The sequence below is a fragment of the Chryseobacterium kimseyorum genome, from assembly GCF_025971945.1.
GTDB classification, from domain to species: domain Bacteria; phylum Bacteroidota; class Bacteroidia; order Flavobacteriales; family Weeksellaceae; genus Chryseobacterium; species Chryseobacterium kimseyorum.
Window position 1 is genome coordinate 177,135 of sequence record NZ_JAPDHW010000006.1, and the last position, 16,962, is coordinate 194,096.

Annotated in this window: 27 protein-coding genes; 6 read left to right on the top strand and 21 right to left on the bottom strand. The window is 35.5% G+C overall.

The features are described 5' to 3' along the window. Nucleotide 1: 1 nt before the first annotated feature. The 7 genes from OMO38_RS10370 to OMO38_RS10400 form a co-directional block, all read right to left on the bottom strand. Nucleotides 2-190, bottom strand: coding sequence for a hypothetical protein (locus OMO38_RS10370; RefSeq protein WP_264750107.1), 189 nt, complete (start codon nucleotides 188-190; stop codon nucleotides 2-4). 42 nt (nucleotides 191-232) lie between these two features. Continuing rightward, entirely contained in the window at nucleotides 233-772 is a 540-nt protein-coding gene (locus tag OMO38_RS10375) for a hypothetical protein (RefSeq protein ID WP_264750108.1), read from the bottom strand. Further along, nucleotides 772-1,287, bottom strand: coding sequence for a hypothetical protein (locus tag OMO38_RS10380; protein WP_264750109.1), 516 nt, complete (start codon nucleotides 1,285-1,287; stop codon nucleotides 772-774). Before OMO38_RS10380 ends, OMO38_RS10375 begins: the two co-directional genes overlap by 1 nt. A gap of 25 nt (nucleotides 1,288-1,312) precedes the next feature. Further along, nucleotides 1,313-1,516, bottom strand: a complete 204-nt coding sequence (locus tag OMO38_RS10385; protein ID WP_264750110.1) for a hypothetical protein — start codon at nucleotides 1,514-1,516, stop codon at nucleotides 1,313-1,315. 550 nt (nucleotides 1,517-2,066) lie between these two features. After that, on the bottom strand, nucleotides 2,067-2,288 hold the full coding sequence (locus OMO38_RS10390) for a hypothetical protein (protein WP_264750111.1): 222 nt from the start codon (nucleotides 2,286-2,288) through the stop codon (nucleotides 2,067-2,069). Between the two features lies 1 nt (nucleotide 2,289). After that, entirely contained in the window at nucleotides 2,290-3,057 is a 768-nt protein-coding gene (locus tag OMO38_RS10395) for a hypothetical protein (protein ID WP_264750112.1), read from the bottom strand. Further along, nucleotides 3,002-3,352, bottom strand: coding sequence for a conserved phage C-terminal domain-containing protein (locus OMO38_RS10400; protein WP_264750113.1), 351 nt, complete (start codon nucleotides 3,350-3,352; stop codon nucleotides 3,002-3,004). Before OMO38_RS10400 ends, OMO38_RS10395 begins: the two co-directional genes overlap by 56 nt. Nucleotides 3,353-3,382: 30 nt before the next feature. Between OMO38_RS10400 and OMO38_RS10405 the strand changes: the two genes are divergently transcribed. Next, the gene (locus OMO38_RS10405; protein WP_264750114.1) at nucleotides 3,383-3,763 is read left to right on the top strand and encodes a hypothetical protein; all 381 of its coding nucleotides are present in this window, start codon (nucleotides 3,383-3,385) and stop codon (nucleotides 3,761-3,763) included. Here OMO38_RS10405 and OMO38_RS10410 read toward each other — a convergent pair. From OMO38_RS10410 to OMO38_RS10460, 11 genes are all read right to left on the bottom strand, one after another. Next, nucleotides 3,760-4,059 (bottom strand): hypothetical protein, encoded by a 300-nt coding sequence (locus tag OMO38_RS10410; RefSeq protein WP_264750115.1) that lies wholly within the window; start codon nucleotides 4,057-4,059, stop codon nucleotides 3,760-3,762. The genes OMO38_RS10405 and OMO38_RS10410 overlap by 4 nt on opposite strands. After that, nucleotides 4,059-4,520, bottom strand: coding sequence for a hypothetical protein (locus OMO38_RS10415; RefSeq protein WP_264750116.1), 462 nt, complete (start codon nucleotides 4,518-4,520; stop codon nucleotides 4,059-4,061). Before OMO38_RS10415 ends, OMO38_RS10410 begins: the two co-directional genes overlap by 1 nt. Nucleotides 4,521-4,553: 33 nt before the next feature. After that, nucleotides 4,554-4,880, bottom strand: a complete 327-nt coding sequence (locus tag OMO38_RS10420; RefSeq protein ID WP_264750117.1) for a DUF3850 domain-containing protein — start codon at nucleotides 4,878-4,880, stop codon at nucleotides 4,554-4,556. A gap of 58 nt (nucleotides 4,881-4,938) precedes the next feature. Continuing rightward, a complete protein-coding gene (locus OMO38_RS10425; protein ID WP_264750118.1) occupies nucleotides 4,939-5,568 on the bottom strand; it encodes a DUF3164 family protein in 630 nt (209 codons plus the stop codon). Further along, nucleotides 5,565-5,729 carry a hypothetical protein gene (locus tag OMO38_RS10430; RefSeq protein WP_264750119.1) on the bottom strand — a complete coding sequence of 55 codons (165 nt, stop codon included), beginning with the start codon at nucleotides 5,727-5,729 and terminating at the stop codon, nucleotides 5,565-5,567. Before OMO38_RS10430 ends, OMO38_RS10425 begins: the two co-directional genes overlap by 4 nt. Beyond that, nucleotides 5,714-5,998, bottom strand: coding sequence for a hypothetical protein (locus OMO38_RS10435; protein ID WP_264750120.1), 285 nt, complete (start codon nucleotides 5,996-5,998; stop codon nucleotides 5,714-5,716). Before OMO38_RS10435 ends, OMO38_RS10430 begins: the two co-directional genes overlap by 16 nt. 10 nt (nucleotides 5,999-6,008) lie before the next feature. Then, the gene (locus tag OMO38_RS10440; RefSeq protein ID WP_264750121.1) at nucleotides 6,009-6,626 is read right to left on the bottom strand and encodes an ATP-binding protein; all 618 of its coding nucleotides are present in this window, start codon (nucleotides 6,624-6,626) and stop codon (nucleotides 6,009-6,011) included. After that, the gene (locus OMO38_RS10445; RefSeq protein WP_264750122.1) at nucleotides 6,623-7,570 is read right to left on the bottom strand and encodes an AAA family ATPase; all 948 of its coding nucleotides are present in this window, start codon (nucleotides 7,568-7,570) and stop codon (nucleotides 6,623-6,625) included. Before OMO38_RS10445 ends, OMO38_RS10440 begins: the two co-directional genes overlap by 4 nt. Next, the gene (locus OMO38_RS10450; protein ID WP_264750123.1) at nucleotides 7,560-9,611 is read right to left on the bottom strand and encodes a hypothetical protein; all 2,052 of its coding nucleotides are present in this window, start codon (nucleotides 9,609-9,611) and stop codon (nucleotides 7,560-7,562) included. The genes OMO38_RS10445 and OMO38_RS10450 overlap by 11 nt, the downstream gene beginning before the upstream one ends. Before the next feature lie 74 nt (nucleotides 9,612-9,685). Then, the gene (locus OMO38_RS10455) at nucleotides 9,686-9,934 is read right to left on the bottom strand and encodes a hypothetical protein (protein ID WP_264750124.1); all 249 of its coding nucleotides are present in this window, start codon (nucleotides 9,932-9,934) and stop codon (nucleotides 9,686-9,688) included. A 141-nt stretch (nucleotides 9,935-10,075) separates the two neighbouring features. Next, nucleotides 10,076-10,285 (bottom strand): hypothetical protein, encoded by a 210-nt coding sequence (locus OMO38_RS10460; RefSeq protein WP_264750125.1) that lies wholly within the window; start codon nucleotides 10,283-10,285, stop codon nucleotides 10,076-10,078. A gap of 127 nt (nucleotides 10,286-10,412) precedes the next feature. Here OMO38_RS10460 and OMO38_RS10465 point away from each other — a divergent pair, with 127 nt between their 5' ends. From OMO38_RS10465 to hisS, 4 genes are all read left to right on the top strand, one after another. Next, complete coding sequence (locus OMO38_RS10465) at nucleotides 10,413-11,093, top strand: S24 family peptidase (protein WP_264750126.1); 681 nt, start codon at nucleotides 10,413-10,415, stop codon at nucleotides 11,091-11,093. Nucleotides 11,094-11,826: 733 nt separating this feature from the next. Next, nucleotides 11,827-12,159 carry a single-stranded DNA-binding protein gene (locus OMO38_RS10470; protein WP_264750127.1) on the top strand — a complete coding sequence of 111 codons (333 nt, stop codon included), beginning with the start codon at nucleotides 11,827-11,829 and terminating at the stop codon, nucleotides 12,157-12,159. Between the two features lie 25 nt (nucleotides 12,160-12,184). After that, nucleotides 12,185-12,643, top strand: coding sequence for an HRDC domain-containing protein (locus OMO38_RS10475; protein ID WP_264750128.1), 459 nt, complete (start codon nucleotides 12,185-12,187; stop codon nucleotides 12,641-12,643). A 141-nt stretch (nucleotides 12,644-12,784) separates the two neighbouring features. Next, nucleotides 12,785-14,152, top strand: a complete 1,368-nt coding sequence (gene hisS, locus OMO38_RS10480) for a histidine--tRNA ligase (RefSeq protein ID WP_264750129.1) — start codon at nucleotides 12,785-12,787, stop codon at nucleotides 14,150-14,152. Nucleotides 14,153-14,590: 438 nt separating this feature from the next. On the opposite strand, the gene OMO38_RS10485 is transcribed toward hisS, so the two are convergent. Further along, nucleotides 14,591-14,809 (bottom strand): hypothetical protein, encoded by a 219-nt coding sequence (locus tag OMO38_RS10485; RefSeq protein ID WP_264750130.1) that lies wholly within the window; start codon nucleotides 14,807-14,809, stop codon nucleotides 14,591-14,593. Nucleotides 14,810-14,974: 165 nt separating this feature from the next. Then, nucleotides 14,975-15,607 (bottom strand): hypothetical protein, encoded by a 633-nt coding sequence (locus OMO38_RS10490; protein WP_264750131.1) that lies wholly within the window; start codon nucleotides 15,605-15,607, stop codon nucleotides 14,975-14,977. A 250-nt stretch (nucleotides 15,608-15,857) separates the two neighbouring features. On the opposite strand from OMO38_RS10490, the gene OMO38_RS10495 reads away from it, so the two are divergent. Further along, a complete protein-coding gene (locus tag OMO38_RS10495) occupies nucleotides 15,858-16,655 on the top strand; it encodes a class I SAM-dependent methyltransferase (RefSeq protein ID WP_264750132.1) in 798 nt (265 codons plus the stop codon). Nucleotides 16,656-16,707: 52 nt separating this feature from the next. On the opposite strand, the gene OMO38_RS10500 is transcribed toward OMO38_RS10495, so the two are convergent. Continuing rightward, nucleotides 16,708-16,950 carry a YtxH domain-containing protein gene (locus OMO38_RS10500; RefSeq protein WP_264750133.1) on the bottom strand — a complete coding sequence of 81 codons (243 nt, stop codon included), beginning with the start codon at nucleotides 16,948-16,950 and terminating at the stop codon, nucleotides 16,708-16,710. Between the last annotated feature and the right edge of the window lie 12 nt (nucleotides 16,951-16,962).

Here is a 16,962-nt window from a genome sequence, read left to right on the forward strand (position 1 = left end):
ATTATGCTGCATAAGAGCCGGACTCTTTAAGTATTGCTGAAACTGTTGCCGGAGCTATTGGCGGAAACTGGTTTGCAGTTTCTTCGAGTAAAGCGGAAAGTTTCCACTGTGGATGCTTTTTTTCTAATGCCGTGAAAAAATCTCTAACCTTTTCATTGCGTAGTTGGATTCTCTGTTTTCTGCTGGTCATACCGCAAAAATAATGAGAGGTTTTTAATTCTGCAAGTTGGCGTTAACTCTTCCGTTTCAAATAAAAATCCTGCAAAATCAACAAACCGTTTTCAACCATTGAAAGCATACTCTTTTCGGTTTCAAATCTACTTTCTTCATCTTTATAGTTGACAATTTGCGTAATACCTATAAATTGATCGCCGACCGGATAATAGTACATTTTATGAATTCTCTTTTCAGCTTTGTCGTACGATGTTTTTAAAAATACATCAATGCCATCGACTTTGATGATTTCTTTATTATCATCATTTTTAAGAGGAACGGTATCGAATAACAGGTCGACCAATTTATTCAGATTGGTTGAATATTTTTTTTTATCTAACCAAATTTTCATGTATGGCTTGCCATTAGAGATAAAAGAGCCGTCAGTCTGCAACTTGTAAGGGGTTTCTAACTCCTTATTTTGTACGATAAAAACTTTATGATTTGAAAGCTTTAAAATTGTTGCCGGCTGCGTTCCGTTCACAAGAGTTGTATCAACTGCTTTATTCTGCCCGAAAGCGAAAGGGGAAAATAATAATATTAACAGTGTTTTTTTCATTAGATAATTATTTGATGCTCTTTGAGCTCATTAATAAAATCTTTTAATTTTATTAGATTACTTTCAAAAGTAGTCAATATTTCATCTTTAATAATTTCTCGGTATAAAATACCTGCAGGTACGTTTTTTTCGTAAAATTCACCATCTTCATCTAAATAATCTGCTTTTATATAATGTTTTACATTTGCAAGAAGCCGAGCAATATCATATTTTCTATTAGTTGAGACTTCTGTTTCTAAATCTAAGTTCGATCTTCTTAAATAATTATCAAAGCTGCACTTAGCAATCTTTCCGTTTTTTTCTCCAATCATCCAATATGAGTAAAATTTGCCATTTACTCTAATTGGCATCTTTACATATCCAAATATTTTATCATATCTCAGATTGTAATTATCATCAAAAATCTGATATTCATTGAATTGTTCAATGTTTGATTTTGTTAGTTTTTTCCCATCGATTTTTAGTACAGTAATTTTGATGGTCGATTGATCATGAAATTTGTCTTTGATGCTCATAGTAATTTTTTGTAAAAATATTAATTTAATCCTTTGTAAAATATCCAAACCAAAATAAATCAGCTGGTTTTACTTCTTTGCCTTCTTTTAGTGAAAAAATTATTTTCTCACTACTTATTATTTCATAGTTCCAGTTGTGGCAGATACTGAATCCTGCTGAACCATATTTTAAATGTTCTAAGACATCATCGATGATATGACTCTGTCCGCTTATTGTGAATTGTGTCATTTTGTAAATATAAGTTGTTAAGTAGTAGGGATTGTACGGTTGACCGTAATTTAGAAGATGTGTATAAAATAAATTTTTTATTAACATCCTTAAAGCCTTTATAGTAGGACTTTTTTGAAAGTTATCAACAAATAATATGAATTACTTATTGAAAACTTAGAAAACCATTTAGTATATTTGTTAAAGAAAAAAGCTCAAGGCTACTAAACATTGAGCTTTTAGTTTAAAAGAATGGAATCATTATTTGATTTCCTAGAACCTTTGAAAACTATTCTTGAAATCTTGGTAGTGTTACAAGCACTAAAAAGAAAAGATAAAGAGTAGCAGTTCTAGTGAAAGCCTCCTTGCCGGGAGGTTTTTCTTTTAAATCATTAAATGAAGATCTTGTTCTTCAAAATCGTTTAATGAAGATTTTGTTCTTCAAAAATATAACTTTTTTTTGTTTATACAATCATTTATCAAAGGTCTCCCTCCATTTAAGTATTTCCCCCTTTGTTAAACCTGCATCTGTACAACGATTACAAGGTTATAAATTTTTTCTATCATATAATCAGATTTGATTTAACAGTAGCTTCACCTCCCTGTCAAACACCTCTGTATAAATAGTTTCTTCACACTGTTCTTCATCTACTTTAGTGGCAGTAAAAGTCCAAGTTGCATGAGAGCTTAAACCATTGGGAAAGGTCTCATCCGTGTACTGCCAAAGCCAGCTCTTAATCTCATATCCTTTTATGTGCAGGAATGTGAAAACATCCGACTGTGGGATTGTCATTTCAATTTTCATCTTTATTACCTTTTCTTCTTCTGTTATGTTTATCATCTTTTCGTCTTTGTTCTTCCTGGAGAAGAATTTCGTAAGCAGTTTTGTTATTATACTGAGTTCTCCTGATTTCGTACTTCAGATCACTGTTTGAAAGTTTTTGGCAGGTTTCCGGAAGATTGTCCAGGTATTGATCCACGCTTTCCAAAACTCCTTTGATTGAAAAAACCTCTCTATTTTTTTTGATTGGATTTGAGAGCCTATTTTCAAGCTCAGTGAATTTTGCGTAGGCTTCGTCTGACATTTTTTGCGGAGCAGGAGGATTATTAATTGATTTCCTCCTTTCCCGTTTTTTTATTTCAATGAGTCTTTCTCTTTCCGCTGATTTGTGGTCGAAAAACATCGGGACGTAACTCATTACCTTTTCGTGAAAACTCTCTGAATATGGTGGCTTTCCGAGGTCGCCTGTGCGAATCATTTTAAACATGAGTATGATGTCTTCGAGTGTATCGTTTCGGAATTTGTCGTAGAGGTCACCTGATAAAATCTGTATCTGATATTTTTCCATTTTCTTTCCGACTATTTCAAGATAGAACTCTACAATTTTGATAATCTCTTTTACTATATCCAGTTTTGAACCTTGAGAGACAATCAGCTCACCACTTTTGATACTATCTGTAATGGTGAGTGACTGTTCAATTTTCGCAATCTCATTAAATGCTTTTTTATCCGAACATGGCTTTAAGATCATCAGCGTCGTCAGCTGCGCTGGTTTTGACATTGTTAATTTGTTTGAAGTAGTCGCCATACATTTTAGGATTTTGTTTTATTCTTTCAATCTCGTTGATGTAGTTCTCAAAGTTGCTTTCTAAAAACAGCGTGCTGGGTCTGAGATACATGGCCATCTTTGGGTTATTTTTCCACTGAATTACCTTCAGTTGAATAACTTCTATAATCTGCTCTTTGGTGAAGTCCTGTTTTAAAAGTGCTGATATTTTGGAAATGTTACTTTTAATTTCACGGAACTTCGAGCCTGTAACTTCATTTAAAAAGTTGAGGATTTCAGTTTCAATCATTTTTCATTATTTTTAGATAAAATTTTTATTATGGATATTAACTTTTTAGATAAAACTTTAAGATTTCTCTATACTTGTAAATCGGGATATACCTTTACCAAAGACCAACCTCCACAATATTCAGATGAAGAATATAAATTTCTAAAACCTGCTTTGGAAAAACTTATCAAAGATGGATATGCAAACAAAGTTTCTACGCAAAGTAGTGCGACCAAAAATTTTATTCATACATATAATATTAGTTTTGAAGGTATACTAGCATTATCTAATGATGGAGGTCAACCGTATGCAGAGCAAAAAAAGAAAGAATATATTATAAAAATTTGGAATGTTTTTAAAATTATTGCAGTTGCAGTAAATGCAATTGTTGTTTTACTTTTCACTATTCTAACTTTTATGTACAAAGATTAATTCATTTTTAAAACACTGTTCACCATCTTGAAAGTAGGTGCCTTCGTTACATTAAACTCTTTGTCTACCGACGTGCTTACACCCTTAAATTGGTATACCGTTTTTTTGATGCCGTTTCGTTTTACGGTCTGCTGACCTTTGTACTGATAAGAATGATTGTCGATTTTAACCATCTGATCAATTGCGATTCCCGAAACCGGGATGATTGAGATTGTTGTCATATTGCTTTTGTTTTTTAATGCTTCACGTTCACCAAAGAGGACGTGAAGCGGTGTTTTTCTTTTTTTCAGTGCCATTAATTGAGCTTGATATTTTTTTCTGCCTTATCCCACCACGCTTTTGTCATCACCTTTGTTGCGCTTCGTGCATTGTTGGTTTTTACAGCCTGAAGCTGTTGGTGAACTTTCTGGAGTTCAGGTATTGAATGAGCATTTAAATGCTTTTTAAAGACTGATGAAGTGTACATCCAATTATTGAACTTGTAGAAGCCTCCTTTTTCTTTAATGCCGGTTTCCTCAGCAAGTTTTAAAATCTTTGAAATCCAGCCGTTTCTCAGAAGCTCATTTTTAAGCTCATCGTTTTCCTGTTCTATAGATTTCTGTTTGGGAACGTGAATGGATAAAAGTTTCATGGCTTCATCCATTGTGAGGTCGTCAATCAATGTGGTTCTAAAACCTGTAAAACCATTGATTTCAATTGCCACATGCGCAGGATTGCGGTCGGCAAATAGCTGTTTTAATTCTTCTTTTGGACTCATATTTTTGTTGTTTGTTTTGCTACTTTCTTTGATTTAAACTTGACCACGCCCTGCGAATTGAAATGTCATCTTATCCTGCAAATCTTTTTTTATGATTTCCGATAAAGGTTCAGCGAATGGAACATCAGCCAAACCCAAAATCACATATCCTTTCTCAACTCCAAATTGACCACCTTCTAAGATGTATTTTACATCCTTCATCACATATTTAGAATTTGGATTTTCGGTCGGGTATTCAAATAAAACCAGTCTATCCCCAACCTTGTAATTCCTGTCGTTTTTTCTGACCTCAAATTCTTTTCTGTTGTAATAAACATCATCAAAATACGGCTGCTGTAATTTTAACTTATGATTTGTCATGTTTAAATTTTTGCTCCTACCGGTGGAATCGAACCACCGAGAAACCATTTAGGAAATTTTATAGTGCTGAAAAATTAAGTTCAATAGGCTTGTAGGCTCCTTCATCATCCTTGACCCAAACCTTCTGATAAGATTTTGATTTTGGTCTCGTAATACTTTGGTTGATGAGTTCCATAGCATTTTCCCATTTATCCTTAATGTCTTTGGATTTGATTCGGGAGGTGTGTTTTTGCAAACCGAGAATCTTTCGTGCATCCAGTTTTCCACGGCTGGTCTGAAAAGCATCCTCAACAATTGAAATAATAAAATCATCACCGGAAATATTTTCACGAATCATGTTGATCAGCTTTTCCTTTGCCGCTTCGATTTTGATTTCGTCAAACTTGATAGCTTCATTTACATTCACCTCAATTTTGATTGTACGATTAAAGTTATACCAGGTGAAATTTCCTTTTCCGTCAAGTTTCACATCATTTTCCTGTCGGATTGTTTCCAAAACTTCCTCGTTTGCCTGAATGATTTCTTCTTTAAATGCTGCAAGAATGTCGTAAACCTTTGAAGCTGATTTTACCAGCTTATTGGCCAGCCTTTCCTTTTTTCTTTCGAGCGGTGTAGTTCTATTGTAAGGAACAGAAAGACCGCTTTCATCTTGCCAAAACAAGTCTTTGGCAGTGTGTTGTAGTTTCATATAATGTTATTTTTAATTATTAATTCTTTCAATTGACTCTCTCTAAACTTAATTTCCTTGATCAGCTCATCTGATATAGTATCGTCGCTGGTGCATTCCAATTGCTCTTTTAAATCAGCAATCATTTCCTCTAACTGTTCTTCGGTTATTTGGTCAGGCATGGCAGATCAAGTTTTATGTGTTTTAATTCTTCAGTCAAAATCCATTCATCCGGACTGTTCTCATAGTACTGAAGGCGATCCTGTCCGTACTTTAATTTTGGCGGCAACCACTTAAATTTTAAACACCAATCATAAAGCAGTTGGATGTTTTCTGTCGATTCTGATATTTTATCCTGCATCAGAAGGTGAATTCTCACCCGGTCATTCCATTTTAAAATCCTGTAGATGCTGTCGAGGATCAGAATGTTTCTAAGTATTTCTTTATTCATATACACTTTATTATTTTGTCCAGTATCTCTGTGCTCCATCCTCCCAAATTGTAAGACCTTCAGCAGCATATTCTCCGAGATAACGACCTTTTGAAAAAGCTTTGAATCCTTCCACCCATATTTTCAAATCTGCATCGTATAGAATCCTGTTTGCCGTTTTTCCCATCGGTTTGCTTCCGTCCATCTGAGAATTATAGATAAATAGTTTGTTGGGAAACTCTTTTTTAATGGCTCTGTATTGTTCAAAACTCAATCCTGTGTACTGAAAGCTGTCTATGATAATAAACCGAGGGCTTTGGCGTTTCCTGAGCCTTAAAATCAGTTCTTCAGGTTTCTCCTGTATTAACTGTATTTTCCTTCCACTTTCAGCGACCTGATGCCTTTGCCATGCTTTCTGCATCGTTCTTGAAGTTCCTTCCTCAAGCGAGTTAAACAATACTCTGTCAATCTTCGCCAGCTCCTTTGCGAGTTCCAACATAAAGGAAGTTTTCCCCATTCCGGACTGACCACTTATGAACCACGTTCCCGATGCTTCCGGCTCTTCAAAATTGTCATACCATTCGCCTTCCCATTCAATCAGATCATATTTTTTCGAAAGCAGGTCGGTAGACGATATGGCTTTACTCATGCGGTCATTTTTGGAAGATTCAACACTTTTCTCACTAAATTTTCTGTTAACGGTTCTCCAAGTCTGTCAGCTTCACGCATTGCAGGAAGCAAAGCATCCCTAAGCTCTCCGTAATTTTCGCATTCTCTCTGAATGAACTGAACAAGCTTTTTATCTTCAATACCTGCTAAAAACTCTTTGTATCGGGTATCAATTGGTTTTAATTCTCTGATTCCGTACTTCACTCTTCTGTAGAACTGAGGCATTCCCGGTGAATTTTTGCTTTTCAGTCTTTCGATTTTCGTTTTCAGCTGATCAGTACCGATGAGAATCAATGCACATTTTCCGTGAAGGTGGTCATGCATTTCCTTTACGTTGCATAAAGTCGCCTGTTTCATATATTCGGACTCATCCCAAATTACAGTCGGTTGACGGCCGTTTAATTTCATTCTCAGAAGCTCTTTAATGGCGGCATTGATCTTTTTAGTTTTAGAACCGGAAACATTCAGTCTCATCTGTTCGCATAATTTATCTATCAAATCGCCTATGGTGTCCATTGATCCGACTGTAATTTTAAAAACATCTTTCGGTGACTGCTTTACAAAAATGTCCGCACAAAATGTTTTCCCAGCTCCGGTCCCTCCGATGATAATATTCGTGTAGCCAAATCTTTTTGCATCTTCCAAAACTGAAAGCATCTGCACCAGCTGTGGAGTTTGACGTATCGACCATTTTAATTCGTTGCTGTAGTTATATTCTATAGTTTCAGCGATCATTCTGAAATATTTATCATCAATGGCAACTTCTTTTTTATCAACTACAATAAAGTGCTGTCCACGTCTCATGTAAGAAAGGTAGCTTGAAGGAACGCCGGACTTTTCAGCAAATTCATTGGCAGAATATTCATGTTCATCCATCCAAGTTTCTAGTTCAAGTAAGATTTTCTCTTTTATTTTATTCGTCATCGCTTAGATATTTATCAAGGTTAATTTTGTTTGCGTAGTAGTCGTCCTGTTCTTTTTCCCAGCTTTGCTGCTGTACTTTTTCGGCTTTCTGTTCCTGTTTTTCCAAAAGCTTTTTAGCCGGTGCAAGCCTTTTGGAATTTCTCTGGTCTTTGTGCTGTCCACGGCTGTCGACGATGACCATTTTTGCGAGTGTGTTGTCAAGCTCCGGATTCTGAATGAACAGCTGATTTACGATCCTGCTGTCTTCCGCCTGCGTTTCAAGAACAATCTCTTTTGCCTGTTTGTTGAAGTTTCTTACTCTTTCAAGTTCCTCACCGTCGCCTTCCTGTCTGTCGTAGAGTGCCATCGGCTGAACGTATTTCTGATCGAGTAAGAAACTTATGTTTTGCTCTTCATTGTGTGCTAAAACTTGTGTTAAATCGTTACTGTCAAATTTTATCGTCCAGTCAAGATGTGCATTCATTCTGAAATTGATATCAAAACTGTCGTACTCCATCTTTTTGCCGTTGATTGCTACGTGCAGACCGTTATGGCCAAGTTTGTTGGTGAATCCGGTAGTTTCTCCGAAGTGCAACAGATATTCATTTTGTGATATCTGTTTTTTAGCATCAGAAGGCATTTCGCTGTAAGCCTGTAGATACTGCTGAACCAATTTTTCACGCTCCAGTTCAATCATTCTTACCAACTGCATCATGCATCCTTCCTGGTCCGGAAATGAATGGCGGATTTTGTTCAGATACTCATCATTTGGCTGTACTTTCGATTTTACGCCCTGACCGCTCCAGTTTGGTGCTAGCTGGCAGTATGTTTTGTTGAAATGTTTAAACCACGGCTCAATTACTTTAGATTTTGCATTTCCAACTTTGGCAGGTGTGAATTTATCTGAAACAATCTCGTAGAATGAGGTCATTTCCTTTTTCGCATAGTTGTCAGCCTGAATCTGTAGCACTTTGTGTTTTGCCCCGAATAATTCTTCTGTGTGCTGAACTGCATTTCGTAAAGCTGCTTTAATTAAATCTGCATTTTCGTGAGTTCCGATTGCATAACCAACCGGATATTTAACCGACGGGTCAAGAACCACCACCATAGTAAGGCGGTTGTGATAAGTAGTAATATTTGCACCTTTTAGATTGGTCGCTGATTTCTGATACAGTAATTCTGTATCCCATCCGTCAACTGTCCAGTAAAGCATCGGCGATGTAGGTGCCGATCTCTTAACATGCATTGCAACTTTGTTATCGAAACCTTTTTCGCCTTTGGTTCCGGCCATTACAAGCAGGTTCCATTTTTTACGATAGTTTCCGATAGTGTTTGCAGAAAGTTCCGGGAATAGCTGAATTTTAGCAACTGCATTGTAAACAACCGCGATCTGTTCATTGTCAAAAGTCCTGTGATCTCTCAACAAAGTTCTGAGTAATGCTTCCTGATTGTCATCTTTCACCTTCACCGCTTTTTTGTTTCCGAAATTGTCAGATACTAAAGATGAATAGCCATCTTTTTTAAATTCCTCCAGCTTTTCCTTCAAACGTCTTGAAGATTTTGGAAGACTGTGACCGATCTGATCTTTCACCTCAGTAACTGCTGTGGCAGCATCTTTCCAAATTTCCGTAAGACCTCTTTTTCCATTACGGGAGCGAACAAATGAAACTGTTTCTTTTACGTACTGCTCAACTGCCTGAAGCATCTGAGCGTTTTTTACGTATTCCTCCTGCTTTTCGGTAGAAAGCGTTCTGTAATCATCAAGTTTATGACAAGCGAAGAAATCAACTGCCTCGTAATCGTCTTTGTAGAAATTTAGAATTAAATTCTGCGTGTTTTTCTTTGGTGGATATCCAAGAATCTTCACAATCTGAACTCTGAAACGTTCAGGGATGCTATCAAATTCTACAAGAGCCCTGTTTCCAAGACCACGTGCAGTGACTACTTTATTGATTTTACCGTTACTGCATAAATACTTGTAATTTGATTCAGAAATAACTCCTAAATCGTCATACAAGGCTTTTGCCGGTATCGTTAAAGTATTGTTGTAGAATTGATACATTTTTAAACTGTGTTTAAATGGAATTTAAATTGTTCCCAGCGGAGGAATCGAACCTCCGGAAAACCGTTTGGGATTTATAATTCTTCTAATGTGCTAAGGGCATCTTCAAGAGAATCAAGTACATTTTCGATAGCTCCAGCAGTCGCTTCAAAATCTTCTGTTTTTTCAGAGTAATTATAACCAGCTTCTGATTCCTGCCATCTTCCTGATTTTTCCGAGAAATAATCCTCACGTTCTGAAATAATCTCTTCTACTTTTTCGTGTTTTTCACGAAGCTTATCTATTAATTTTGATAAGGCTTGGTATTCTGCACTGAATTTCATTTTAAACTGATTTTGTAGTTTTACAAATTGTGAATCGGCCGAACAGCAACCATTCTTCTGTGACAATAGGGCTGCTGAAAATTGTCGTCACCGCAGTTTTGCGATATTTCAAGAATTTTAAAATTAATTTTCTCATATTTTCTATTTTAGAAGGTTTGATTTTTTTTCGATTGCGTTTTTAGCCGCATTCTCTAATGTGTTGTACTCCTTTTTAATTTCGTCAGGCATTACACCGTTACGATCTCCCCGTAATGACTTTCTGATGTAGTCAATAGTAAATCCATACTTTTTTTCGATCACAATGAGGATATCCGCATTGTAGATGTTTCTTTTTGTTATATTTTTGCCCATTGCCTTGTTTGTCTTTTGTACAGGACAAATATAAATAGAAAACTTTCTAAAAAGCAAGAGAAATTTAGAAAACTTTCTAAAAAAATAAAATGTGATGAAAAATATTGTTGAGAAATTAAAGGAATACTTGGAATTCAAGGGCGTTACGGTGAGTGTAGCTGAGAAAGAGATAGGAGTTGCCAATGGAACTCTAAGCAAACCATTCAAGGCGAACACAACCATCAAAACAGATACTTTAGAAAAGTTTCTAAATATTTATACTGATATCAATCCCTTTTGGGTGTTAGACAGTTCGAATGCAATGATTAAATCAGACGTCGAATCAATTAAAGATTCCGTTCAAGTATATAATACTAAGGGAAGAAAAACGAAGGACGCTGTTATGAGCATGCAGGAGGTACCATTCTATAATCTTGAAGCTACAGCAGGCCTGCAAGAACTTTTTAATAGTGGAAAACCACAAAAGGTTTTAGATACAATTAAAATTCCCAATCTTCCTAAGTGCGATGGAGCTCTTACAGTAACTGGTGACAGCATGTATCCACTTTTAAAATCAGGCGATATCGTTTTATATAAGCAAACTTCAGTAGACAGTATATTTTACGGTGAAATGTATTTAGTAAGTGTTAAAATTGACGACTGGGAGGAGTATGTCACTGTAAAATATGTACAGAAATCGGATAAAGGCGAAGATTTCGTAAAACTTGTTAGCCAAAACCAGCACCATCAGTCCAAAGATATAAAGGTTAAAAATATCCAGGCAATCGCGATGGTAAAAGCCAGCGTACGGTTTAACACCATGTTTTAGTTTAAATACATCGTAAATATCTATCTATCAATCAATTAAATCTATAAACATTTTAAAAATAGGGTATTCAGTTTAATATTTTTATGCAAAATAGTATGTAATTTTACTTTTTTGTTCGATTGAGTTATGTTTTTTTGTCTTAGATAACCTAACCCCAAACCTAACCCCAAACCTAACCGCTAAAGACATTTATCACAATTCTGGGTGACGTTAAAAACCTTTTGTAAAAGCTAACTATCCGGAATATTTCTGGTATGCTTATCACTAAAAATCGTGCTTTAGCGCACATTCAGGGCATATTTAACCGTAAAACAGAAAAACACTCCCTTAGGAGTGTTTAAATTGTATTTAAAGAATGTTTTAACGGTAGTTAAATGGTAGTAAAAAGTAATTTTTGACGATCTGTTTAGAATTTCTTTGACCCTCTTTTTTATGCGTTTTTCTTTTATTATCAGGCATTTAAAGCCTTTTTTCATGACCTTTTATTTTTGACCTTTTGTTTTATGCCCTATACTCACACCCAAATTTACGCAATACCTCTAAAATTATTAAAATTATTTTAATCACGTAATGTTTTGATTATAAGAATGAAACCCATTTTCAAACGACTACAAACGAATTTAAATAATTCTTTACCGACTAAATTTTCAAACCTGATGAATCTTTGCAACAGAGATTCGAGAAAACAGTGAACGTCTCTTATCTGAATTACTAATCTTAAAATATAAAAGTTATGTCACTAAGAAACAAAGTAACATTAATTGGTTACACAGGCAAAGAAGTAGAAATGATCAACTTCGAAAACGGAGGGATGAAAGCATCAGTATCGTTGGCAACCAACGATCATTACACCAATGCAAAAGGTGAGAAAGTGGAAGAGACGCAATGGCACAGTTTGGTGGCTTTCGGCAAAACCGCTGAGATCTTACAGAAATATGTGCCGAAAGGAAAAGAGATTGCCATTGAAGGAAAAATTACGTACAGATCGTACGACGACAAAGATGGTGTGAAAAGATATATTACCGAAATAAGAGTCGAAGAAATTTTGCTCTTGGGCGGAAAATAAGTGTACAATTCTAAAATCACAGACGATGCAGATTAAAGTCTTAAAAATAAGAATTGCAGAAAAATTTCTGCACGATGATCAGAGAATGATTGATGATTTCTTAGAGCATCACGATATTGTAAAAGTAGAAACTGCTTTTGTACAGGAAGATCAATTTTGGTCAGTGGTATTGTATTTTAACGAAGCAAAATCACTGCTTAATAAAAACAGTGTAAAGGATCCGAAAGCGGTAAAATATTCCGCAGAAGATGAAATGCTCAGCGATAATGAAATCATCATTTTGGATGCTTTAAAGATCTGGCGTTCAGAAAAAGCAAAAGAGCAGAACCTTCCGTCCTATTTTATTGCCACCAATAAAGAACTGGTCTCTGTAGCAAAATACAAACCTGCGAAAAAAGAGGAACTGCTGGACATCAAAGGTTTCGGAAAACACAAGATTGAAAATTATGGTGAAGAGATTTTAGAAATCCTGGAAAGTGTTTAAAATCCAAACACCAAAACACAAATGATTAAATGAGAGGCCGGGGAAATATATCTCCGGCTTTTTAATTGATTTAAAAGTCCTTTCAATTCCTTATTTTTGCACAGAATATCATTTATCAACCATCAATTATCATTTAGCATAATGAAGCCAAGCTTAGCAAAAGGAACGAGGGATTTTACCTCACTGGAAGTTTCAAGAAGAAAATACATTATCAATATATTACAGAAAAATTTCGAACTTTTTGGTTTTCAGCCTTTGGAGACGCCAAGTTTTGAAAATCTTTCTACTTTAACAGGGAAATACGGAGAAGAAGGTGACCGTTTAATTTTTAAGATCTTAAATTCAAGCATCAACGAAGCGAAAGACGAGAAAAAAACTCAGATGATGAATGATTTTCAGAAAGCTTTAGACAAACCTTTCAGTGCCGAAAGTCTTACTGACAAAGCTCTTCGCTACGACTTGACAGTTCCTTTCGCAAGATTTGTTGCCATGAACCACGGAAAGCTGACTTTTCCCTACAAACGTTATCAGATTCAGCCTGTTTGGAGGGCTGACCGTCCACAGAAAGGTAGATTCAGAGAGTTTTATCAGTGTGATGCCGATGTTGTTGGAAGCGAAAGCCTTTGGCAGGAAGTTGAATTGGTTCAGCTGTATCTCAAATCATTTGCGGAACTGAGAACATCTGTAACTATTCATATCAACAACCGAAAAATTCTTTCAGGTTTAGCAGAGTATGCCGGAATTACAGACAAACTGATCGATTTCACCGTGGCTTTAGATAAGCTTGACAAAATAGGTAAGGATGGAGTAGTAAAGGAACTTTTGGAAAGAAATATTTCTCAGGAATCGATTGATAAACTGGATTTCCTTTTCACACAATCTAATGATGCTTTGGAAAATCTTCTTCAGTTAAAAGAAAAATTTGCGGGAAACGAAATTGGATTAAAAGGCGTCGAAGAACTGGAATTTGTCATCACACAGTCATTAAATCTGGACGTTGATATTCAGAATTTGGTTTTCGATATTACGTTAGCTCGTGGATTAGATTATTATACCGGAGCAATTTTCGAGGTAAAGGCGGACGAAGCACAAATGGGTTCTATCGGTGGAGGAGGTCGCTATGATAACCTAACCGAAGTTTTTGGCGTGAAAAATGTCCCAGGAATTGGAATTTCTTTCGGTCTAGACAGAATTTATTTAGTGATGGAAGAGTTGAATCTTTTCCCTGAAGATGCTACGTCCAACGTAGAATATCTCTTCGCTAATTTTGGAGGTGAAGAAACCATCGAAGCTTTAAAATTAATTATTCAGTTAAGAGAAAAAGGGATTTCTGCCGAACTGTATCCTGATAGCGCAAAAATCAACAAACAGTTTACTTACGCTGAAAAAAAAGGAATTAAAAATCTTGTTTTTCTGGGTGAGGAAGAAATAAAAAATAGAACCGTAACCTATAAAAATTTAGAAGCTGGCGAACAGAAAACGGTTGCTTTAGAGGATTTTTTAGGATAGATTCTTTTGATATTCGAACGACAAAAATACTATACCGATAATCACCTTTTCTTCATTGGAATGGTGATTATTATGTTTATGTATGGGTGCTATAGAGATAAAAAGTATCATGAAACAATTGATAATGGTCTGCAGAGCTCACATGTAGTAATTGCTCAGAACTGTAAATACTCAAGGAGGTCTAAATCAAGTGTAAAAATTAATGTTGATGATAAAGTTTATTCAGTAAATCTGAGTTCTAATGTTTGTGAACGTTTCCCTGTACATTCGACAATTTCTGTTTTTTACTTAAAAAAATATGATGAGTACATTTACAAAACCAAAGGATATCAAGACAAGTTTAGTTTTATGTTGATAATTTTAATTTCTTCACTATTCCCATGGAGATTTTTATATAAACGTTATATTTTTTCGTTTCAGAGGAAAAAAATTAAGTGATTACTCTTCCCAACCGCACAGAGTTTTACCCAAAGTCTGTGCTTTTTTAAGACTCACTTTAATGATCTCATGTTTGCAGCTGGACAATCCACGGCAGTTTTTAGAGTAATGATATTTCTTTCCGCCGGCGCTGTCGCAAAGGTAGACATCAGATTTTATCACCGCTGTAGCATTCAGGTTTAGAATTACAACAAATGAAATAAAAAGTATATTCTTCATAATATATAAAATTAAAATTCCGGTTCAGAATGAACCGGAATTTTTCATCACGTGTGTTTTTAGTATTATAATGATTTTGTGTTTGTAATTATTTGTCAAAGATAAATTCTTTCTCACTACCGATTTTACGTGACCACGTAATTTGGATGTTTTTTTTGAAAAAAATCACAAAGCTTCTTCTACATTACTTGGCTTTGTGCTGAAATTTCCATCCTGTTGCAACACCAGCTGATACTCCAAAATATTATTATAAAGTGACTGCGGATCATCTTTTCCAACTTCTGTATTGCTTATAAATCCACCTTTTACTTCTCCATTTTTCATAGGCTTTTCAGGATTCCAGCCCTTCCCGTAGTAGAAAAAAGCCTGGTAAGTGCCATTGGGGAATGAAAATGTATAGCTGTCACCAGCCTGAATATATGCGTGGCGAACGACCTCATTATTCTTTTTGATGGTGACTACAACATCAGAATTACTTGTGGTAACTTTGATTTTTGAGCATCCCTCATCTTCGCAGGCCGAGTTCCCGCCGTAATACTCTGCGTATGGAGTGGAACCTGTCTGCAGAGAATTTGACTCATACAATTCATTTATTTCCTCTTCTTTGCGGATTTGTTCTGCTTCCACCTCACGAATCCGTTTTTCTTCTGCAGTTTCTTGCGGTATCGTATTCTCGTTATCCATTTGAGAGATGAGACTATCACCAGCCACATTTGTCTTTCCAACTGTTATGTCTTTCTTTTCACTGCACGATAAAAGCGCAAATCCAAGTCCCATAATTAAACTAATTATTTTCATGAGTGTTGTCGTTTTTTAAAATAGAAATGAATAGAAATCCTGCAATCACAACATCTACTACATTCCAGATGAATATATCGAGTGCAATATTTATAATGGTTTAGAGAGTTACGATGAAGTGATAAGTGCAAACTGTGTCACGGTTACTAAATCCTCTGCAAACCTACATCAGCAAAATTGTATTTCCTTACGTGACCACGTAATCTGAAATATTTTTCAAAAAAAATTATATTTACAGAAAATATAAACAATGGAAAACTATTTAGACATCAATAAAAACTCGTGGAACGCTAGAGTAGAGCCACACCTCGAGTCGGATTTCTATTTTGTAGATGAATTTTTAAAAGGTAGAAATTCTCTTAATTCTATCGAATTAGATTTATTAGGATACGTCACAGGGAAAAGCATTCTGCATTTACAGTGTCATTTCGGGCAGGATTCGATTTCACTTTCCAGAATGGGTGCAAAAGTGACGGGAATTGATCTTTCTGATAAGGCGATTGATGCAGCAAAAGATTTAGCACAAAAGTGCGGAACGGATACTGAATTTATTTGTACGGATGTCTACAATTTACCCAATGTCTTAAATGAAAAATTCGATATCGTATTCACAAGCTATGGAACCATCGGCTGGTTGCCGGATCTGGAACGTTGGGCAAATGTTGTCAGTCATTTTATGAAAGCAGACGGCGAGTTTGTCATGGCAGAATTTCATCCTGTAGTATGGATGTATGACGACGATTTTGATGCTGTAGCTTATCATTATTTTAATGATAAACCAATAATTGAGACATCTGAGGGCACGTATGCTGATGTAGCTGCAGATATTGTTCAGGATTATGTTTCCTGGAATCATCCTCTGTCTGACGTTCTTCAAAATCTGATCAAAAATAATTTAGTTTTAGAAAATTTCAGGGAATTCGACTGGTCGCCGTATCCTTGTTTTAAGCACGTAGAAGAATTTGAAAAAGGGAAGTGGAGGATCGCAAAGTTTGGGAATAAAATTCCTCTGGTATATGCCATTAAAGCAAAAAAGAAGTCATCGTAATGATGACTTCTTTTGTATATGAATGTAAATAATATTAATATCTTATCTAAAATTAGATATTTGAAGCAGTATCTTCTACTTTAGTTTTTGCTTCGTCAAATTTGTTTTGAGCTTGTGATGCAACATCATTTGCTTTAGTTTTCAAATCGTTGCCCCACTTATTAAGGTTGTCTTTTGCATTGTTGATCTTATCTTTCACAGCTTGTTGCTCTTCAGGAGTTGATTTTTTGTATTTCCAATACGCTAATGCTCCAATTCCTAGTAATGCTAATAATCCATTTGTCTTATTTCCCATGATTTCTGATTT

Coding starts and splice junctions, on each gene's coding strand:
- OMO38_RS10370 (WP_264750107.1), bottom strand. CDS start 190: ATGACCAGCAGAAAACAGAGAATCCAACTACGCAATGAAAAGGTTAGA.
- OMO38_RS10375 (WP_264750108.1), bottom strand. CDS start 772: ATGAAAAAAACACTGTTAATATTATTATTTTCCCCTTTCGCTTTCGGG.
- OMO38_RS10380 (WP_264750109.1), bottom strand. CDS start 1,287: ATGAGCATCAAAGACAAATTTCATGATCAATCGACCATCAAAATTACT.
- OMO38_RS10385 (WP_264750110.1), bottom strand. CDS start 1,516: ATGACACAATTCACAATAAGCGGACAGAGTCATATCATCGATGATGTC.
- OMO38_RS10390 (WP_264750111.1), bottom strand. CDS start 2,288: ATGACAATCCCACAGTCGGATGTTTTCACATTCCTGCACATAAAAGGA.
- OMO38_RS10395 (WP_264750112.1), bottom strand. CDS start 3,057: ATGTCAAAACCAGCGCAGCTGACGACGCTGATGATCTTAAAGCCATGT.
- OMO38_RS10400 (WP_264750113.1), bottom strand. CDS start 3,352: ATGATTGAAACTGAAATCCTCAACTTTTTAAATGAAGTTACAGGCTCG.
- OMO38_RS10405 (WP_264750114.1), top strand. CDS start 3,383: ATGGATATTAACTTTTTAGATAAAACTTTAAGATTTCTCTATACTTGT.
- OMO38_RS10410 (WP_264750115.1), bottom strand. CDS start 4,059: ATGGCACTGAAAAAAAGAAAAACACCGCTTCACGTCCTCTTTGGTGAA.
- OMO38_RS10415 (WP_264750116.1), bottom strand. CDS start 4,520: ATGAGTCCAAAAGAAGAATTAAAACAGCTATTTGCCGACCGCAATCCT.
- OMO38_RS10420 (WP_264750117.1), bottom strand. CDS start 4,880: ATGACAAATCATAAGTTAAAATTACAGCAGCCGTATTTTGATGATGTT.
- OMO38_RS10425 (WP_264750118.1), bottom strand. CDS start 5,568: ATGAAACTACAACACACTGCCAAAGACTTGTTTTGGCAAGATGAAAGC.
- OMO38_RS10430 (WP_264750119.1), bottom strand. CDS start 5,729: ATGCCTGACCAAATAACCGAAGAACAGTTAGAGGAAATGATTGCTGAT.
- OMO38_RS10435 (WP_264750120.1), bottom strand. CDS start 5,998: ATGAATAAAGAAATACTTAGAAACATTCTGATCCTCGACAGCATCTAC.
- OMO38_RS10440 (WP_264750121.1), bottom strand. CDS start 6,626: ATGAGTAAAGCCATATCGTCTACCGACCTGCTTTCGAAAAAATATGAT.
- OMO38_RS10445 (WP_264750122.1), bottom strand. CDS start 7,570: ATGACGAATAAAATAAAAGAGAAAATCTTACTTGAACTAGAAACTTGG.
- OMO38_RS10450 (WP_264750123.1), bottom strand. CDS start 9,611: ATGTATCAATTCTACAACAATACTTTAACGATACCGGCAAAAGCCTTG.
- OMO38_RS10455 (WP_264750124.1), bottom strand. CDS start 9,934: ATGAAATTCAGTGCAGAATACCAAGCCTTATCAAAATTAATAGATAAG.
- OMO38_RS10460 (WP_264750125.1), bottom strand. CDS start 10,285: ATGGGCAAAAATATAACAAAAAGAAACATCTACAATGCGGATATCCTC.
- OMO38_RS10470 (WP_264750127.1), top strand. CDS start 11,827: ATGTCACTAAGAAACAAAGTAACATTAATTGGTTACACAGGCAAAGAA.
- OMO38_RS10475 (WP_264750128.1), top strand. CDS start 12,185: ATGCAGATTAAAGTCTTAAAAATAAGAATTGCAGAAAAATTTCTGCAC.
- hisS (WP_264750129.1), top strand. CDS start 12,785: ATGAAGCCAAGCTTAGCAAAAGGAACGAGGGATTTTACCTCACTGGAA.
- OMO38_RS10485 (WP_264750130.1), bottom strand. CDS start 14,809: ATGAAGAATATACTTTTTATTTCATTTGTTGTAATTCTAAACCTGAAT.
- OMO38_RS10490 (WP_264750131.1), bottom strand. CDS start 15,607: ATGAAAATAATTAGTTTAATTATGGGACTTGGATTTGCGCTTTTATCG.
- OMO38_RS10495 (WP_264750132.1), top strand. CDS start 15,858: ATGGAAAACTATTTAGACATCAATAAAAACTCGTGGAACGCTAGAGTA.
- OMO38_RS10500 (WP_264750133.1), bottom strand. CDS start 16,950: ATGGGAAATAAGACAAATGGATTATTAGCATTACTAGGAATTGGAGCA.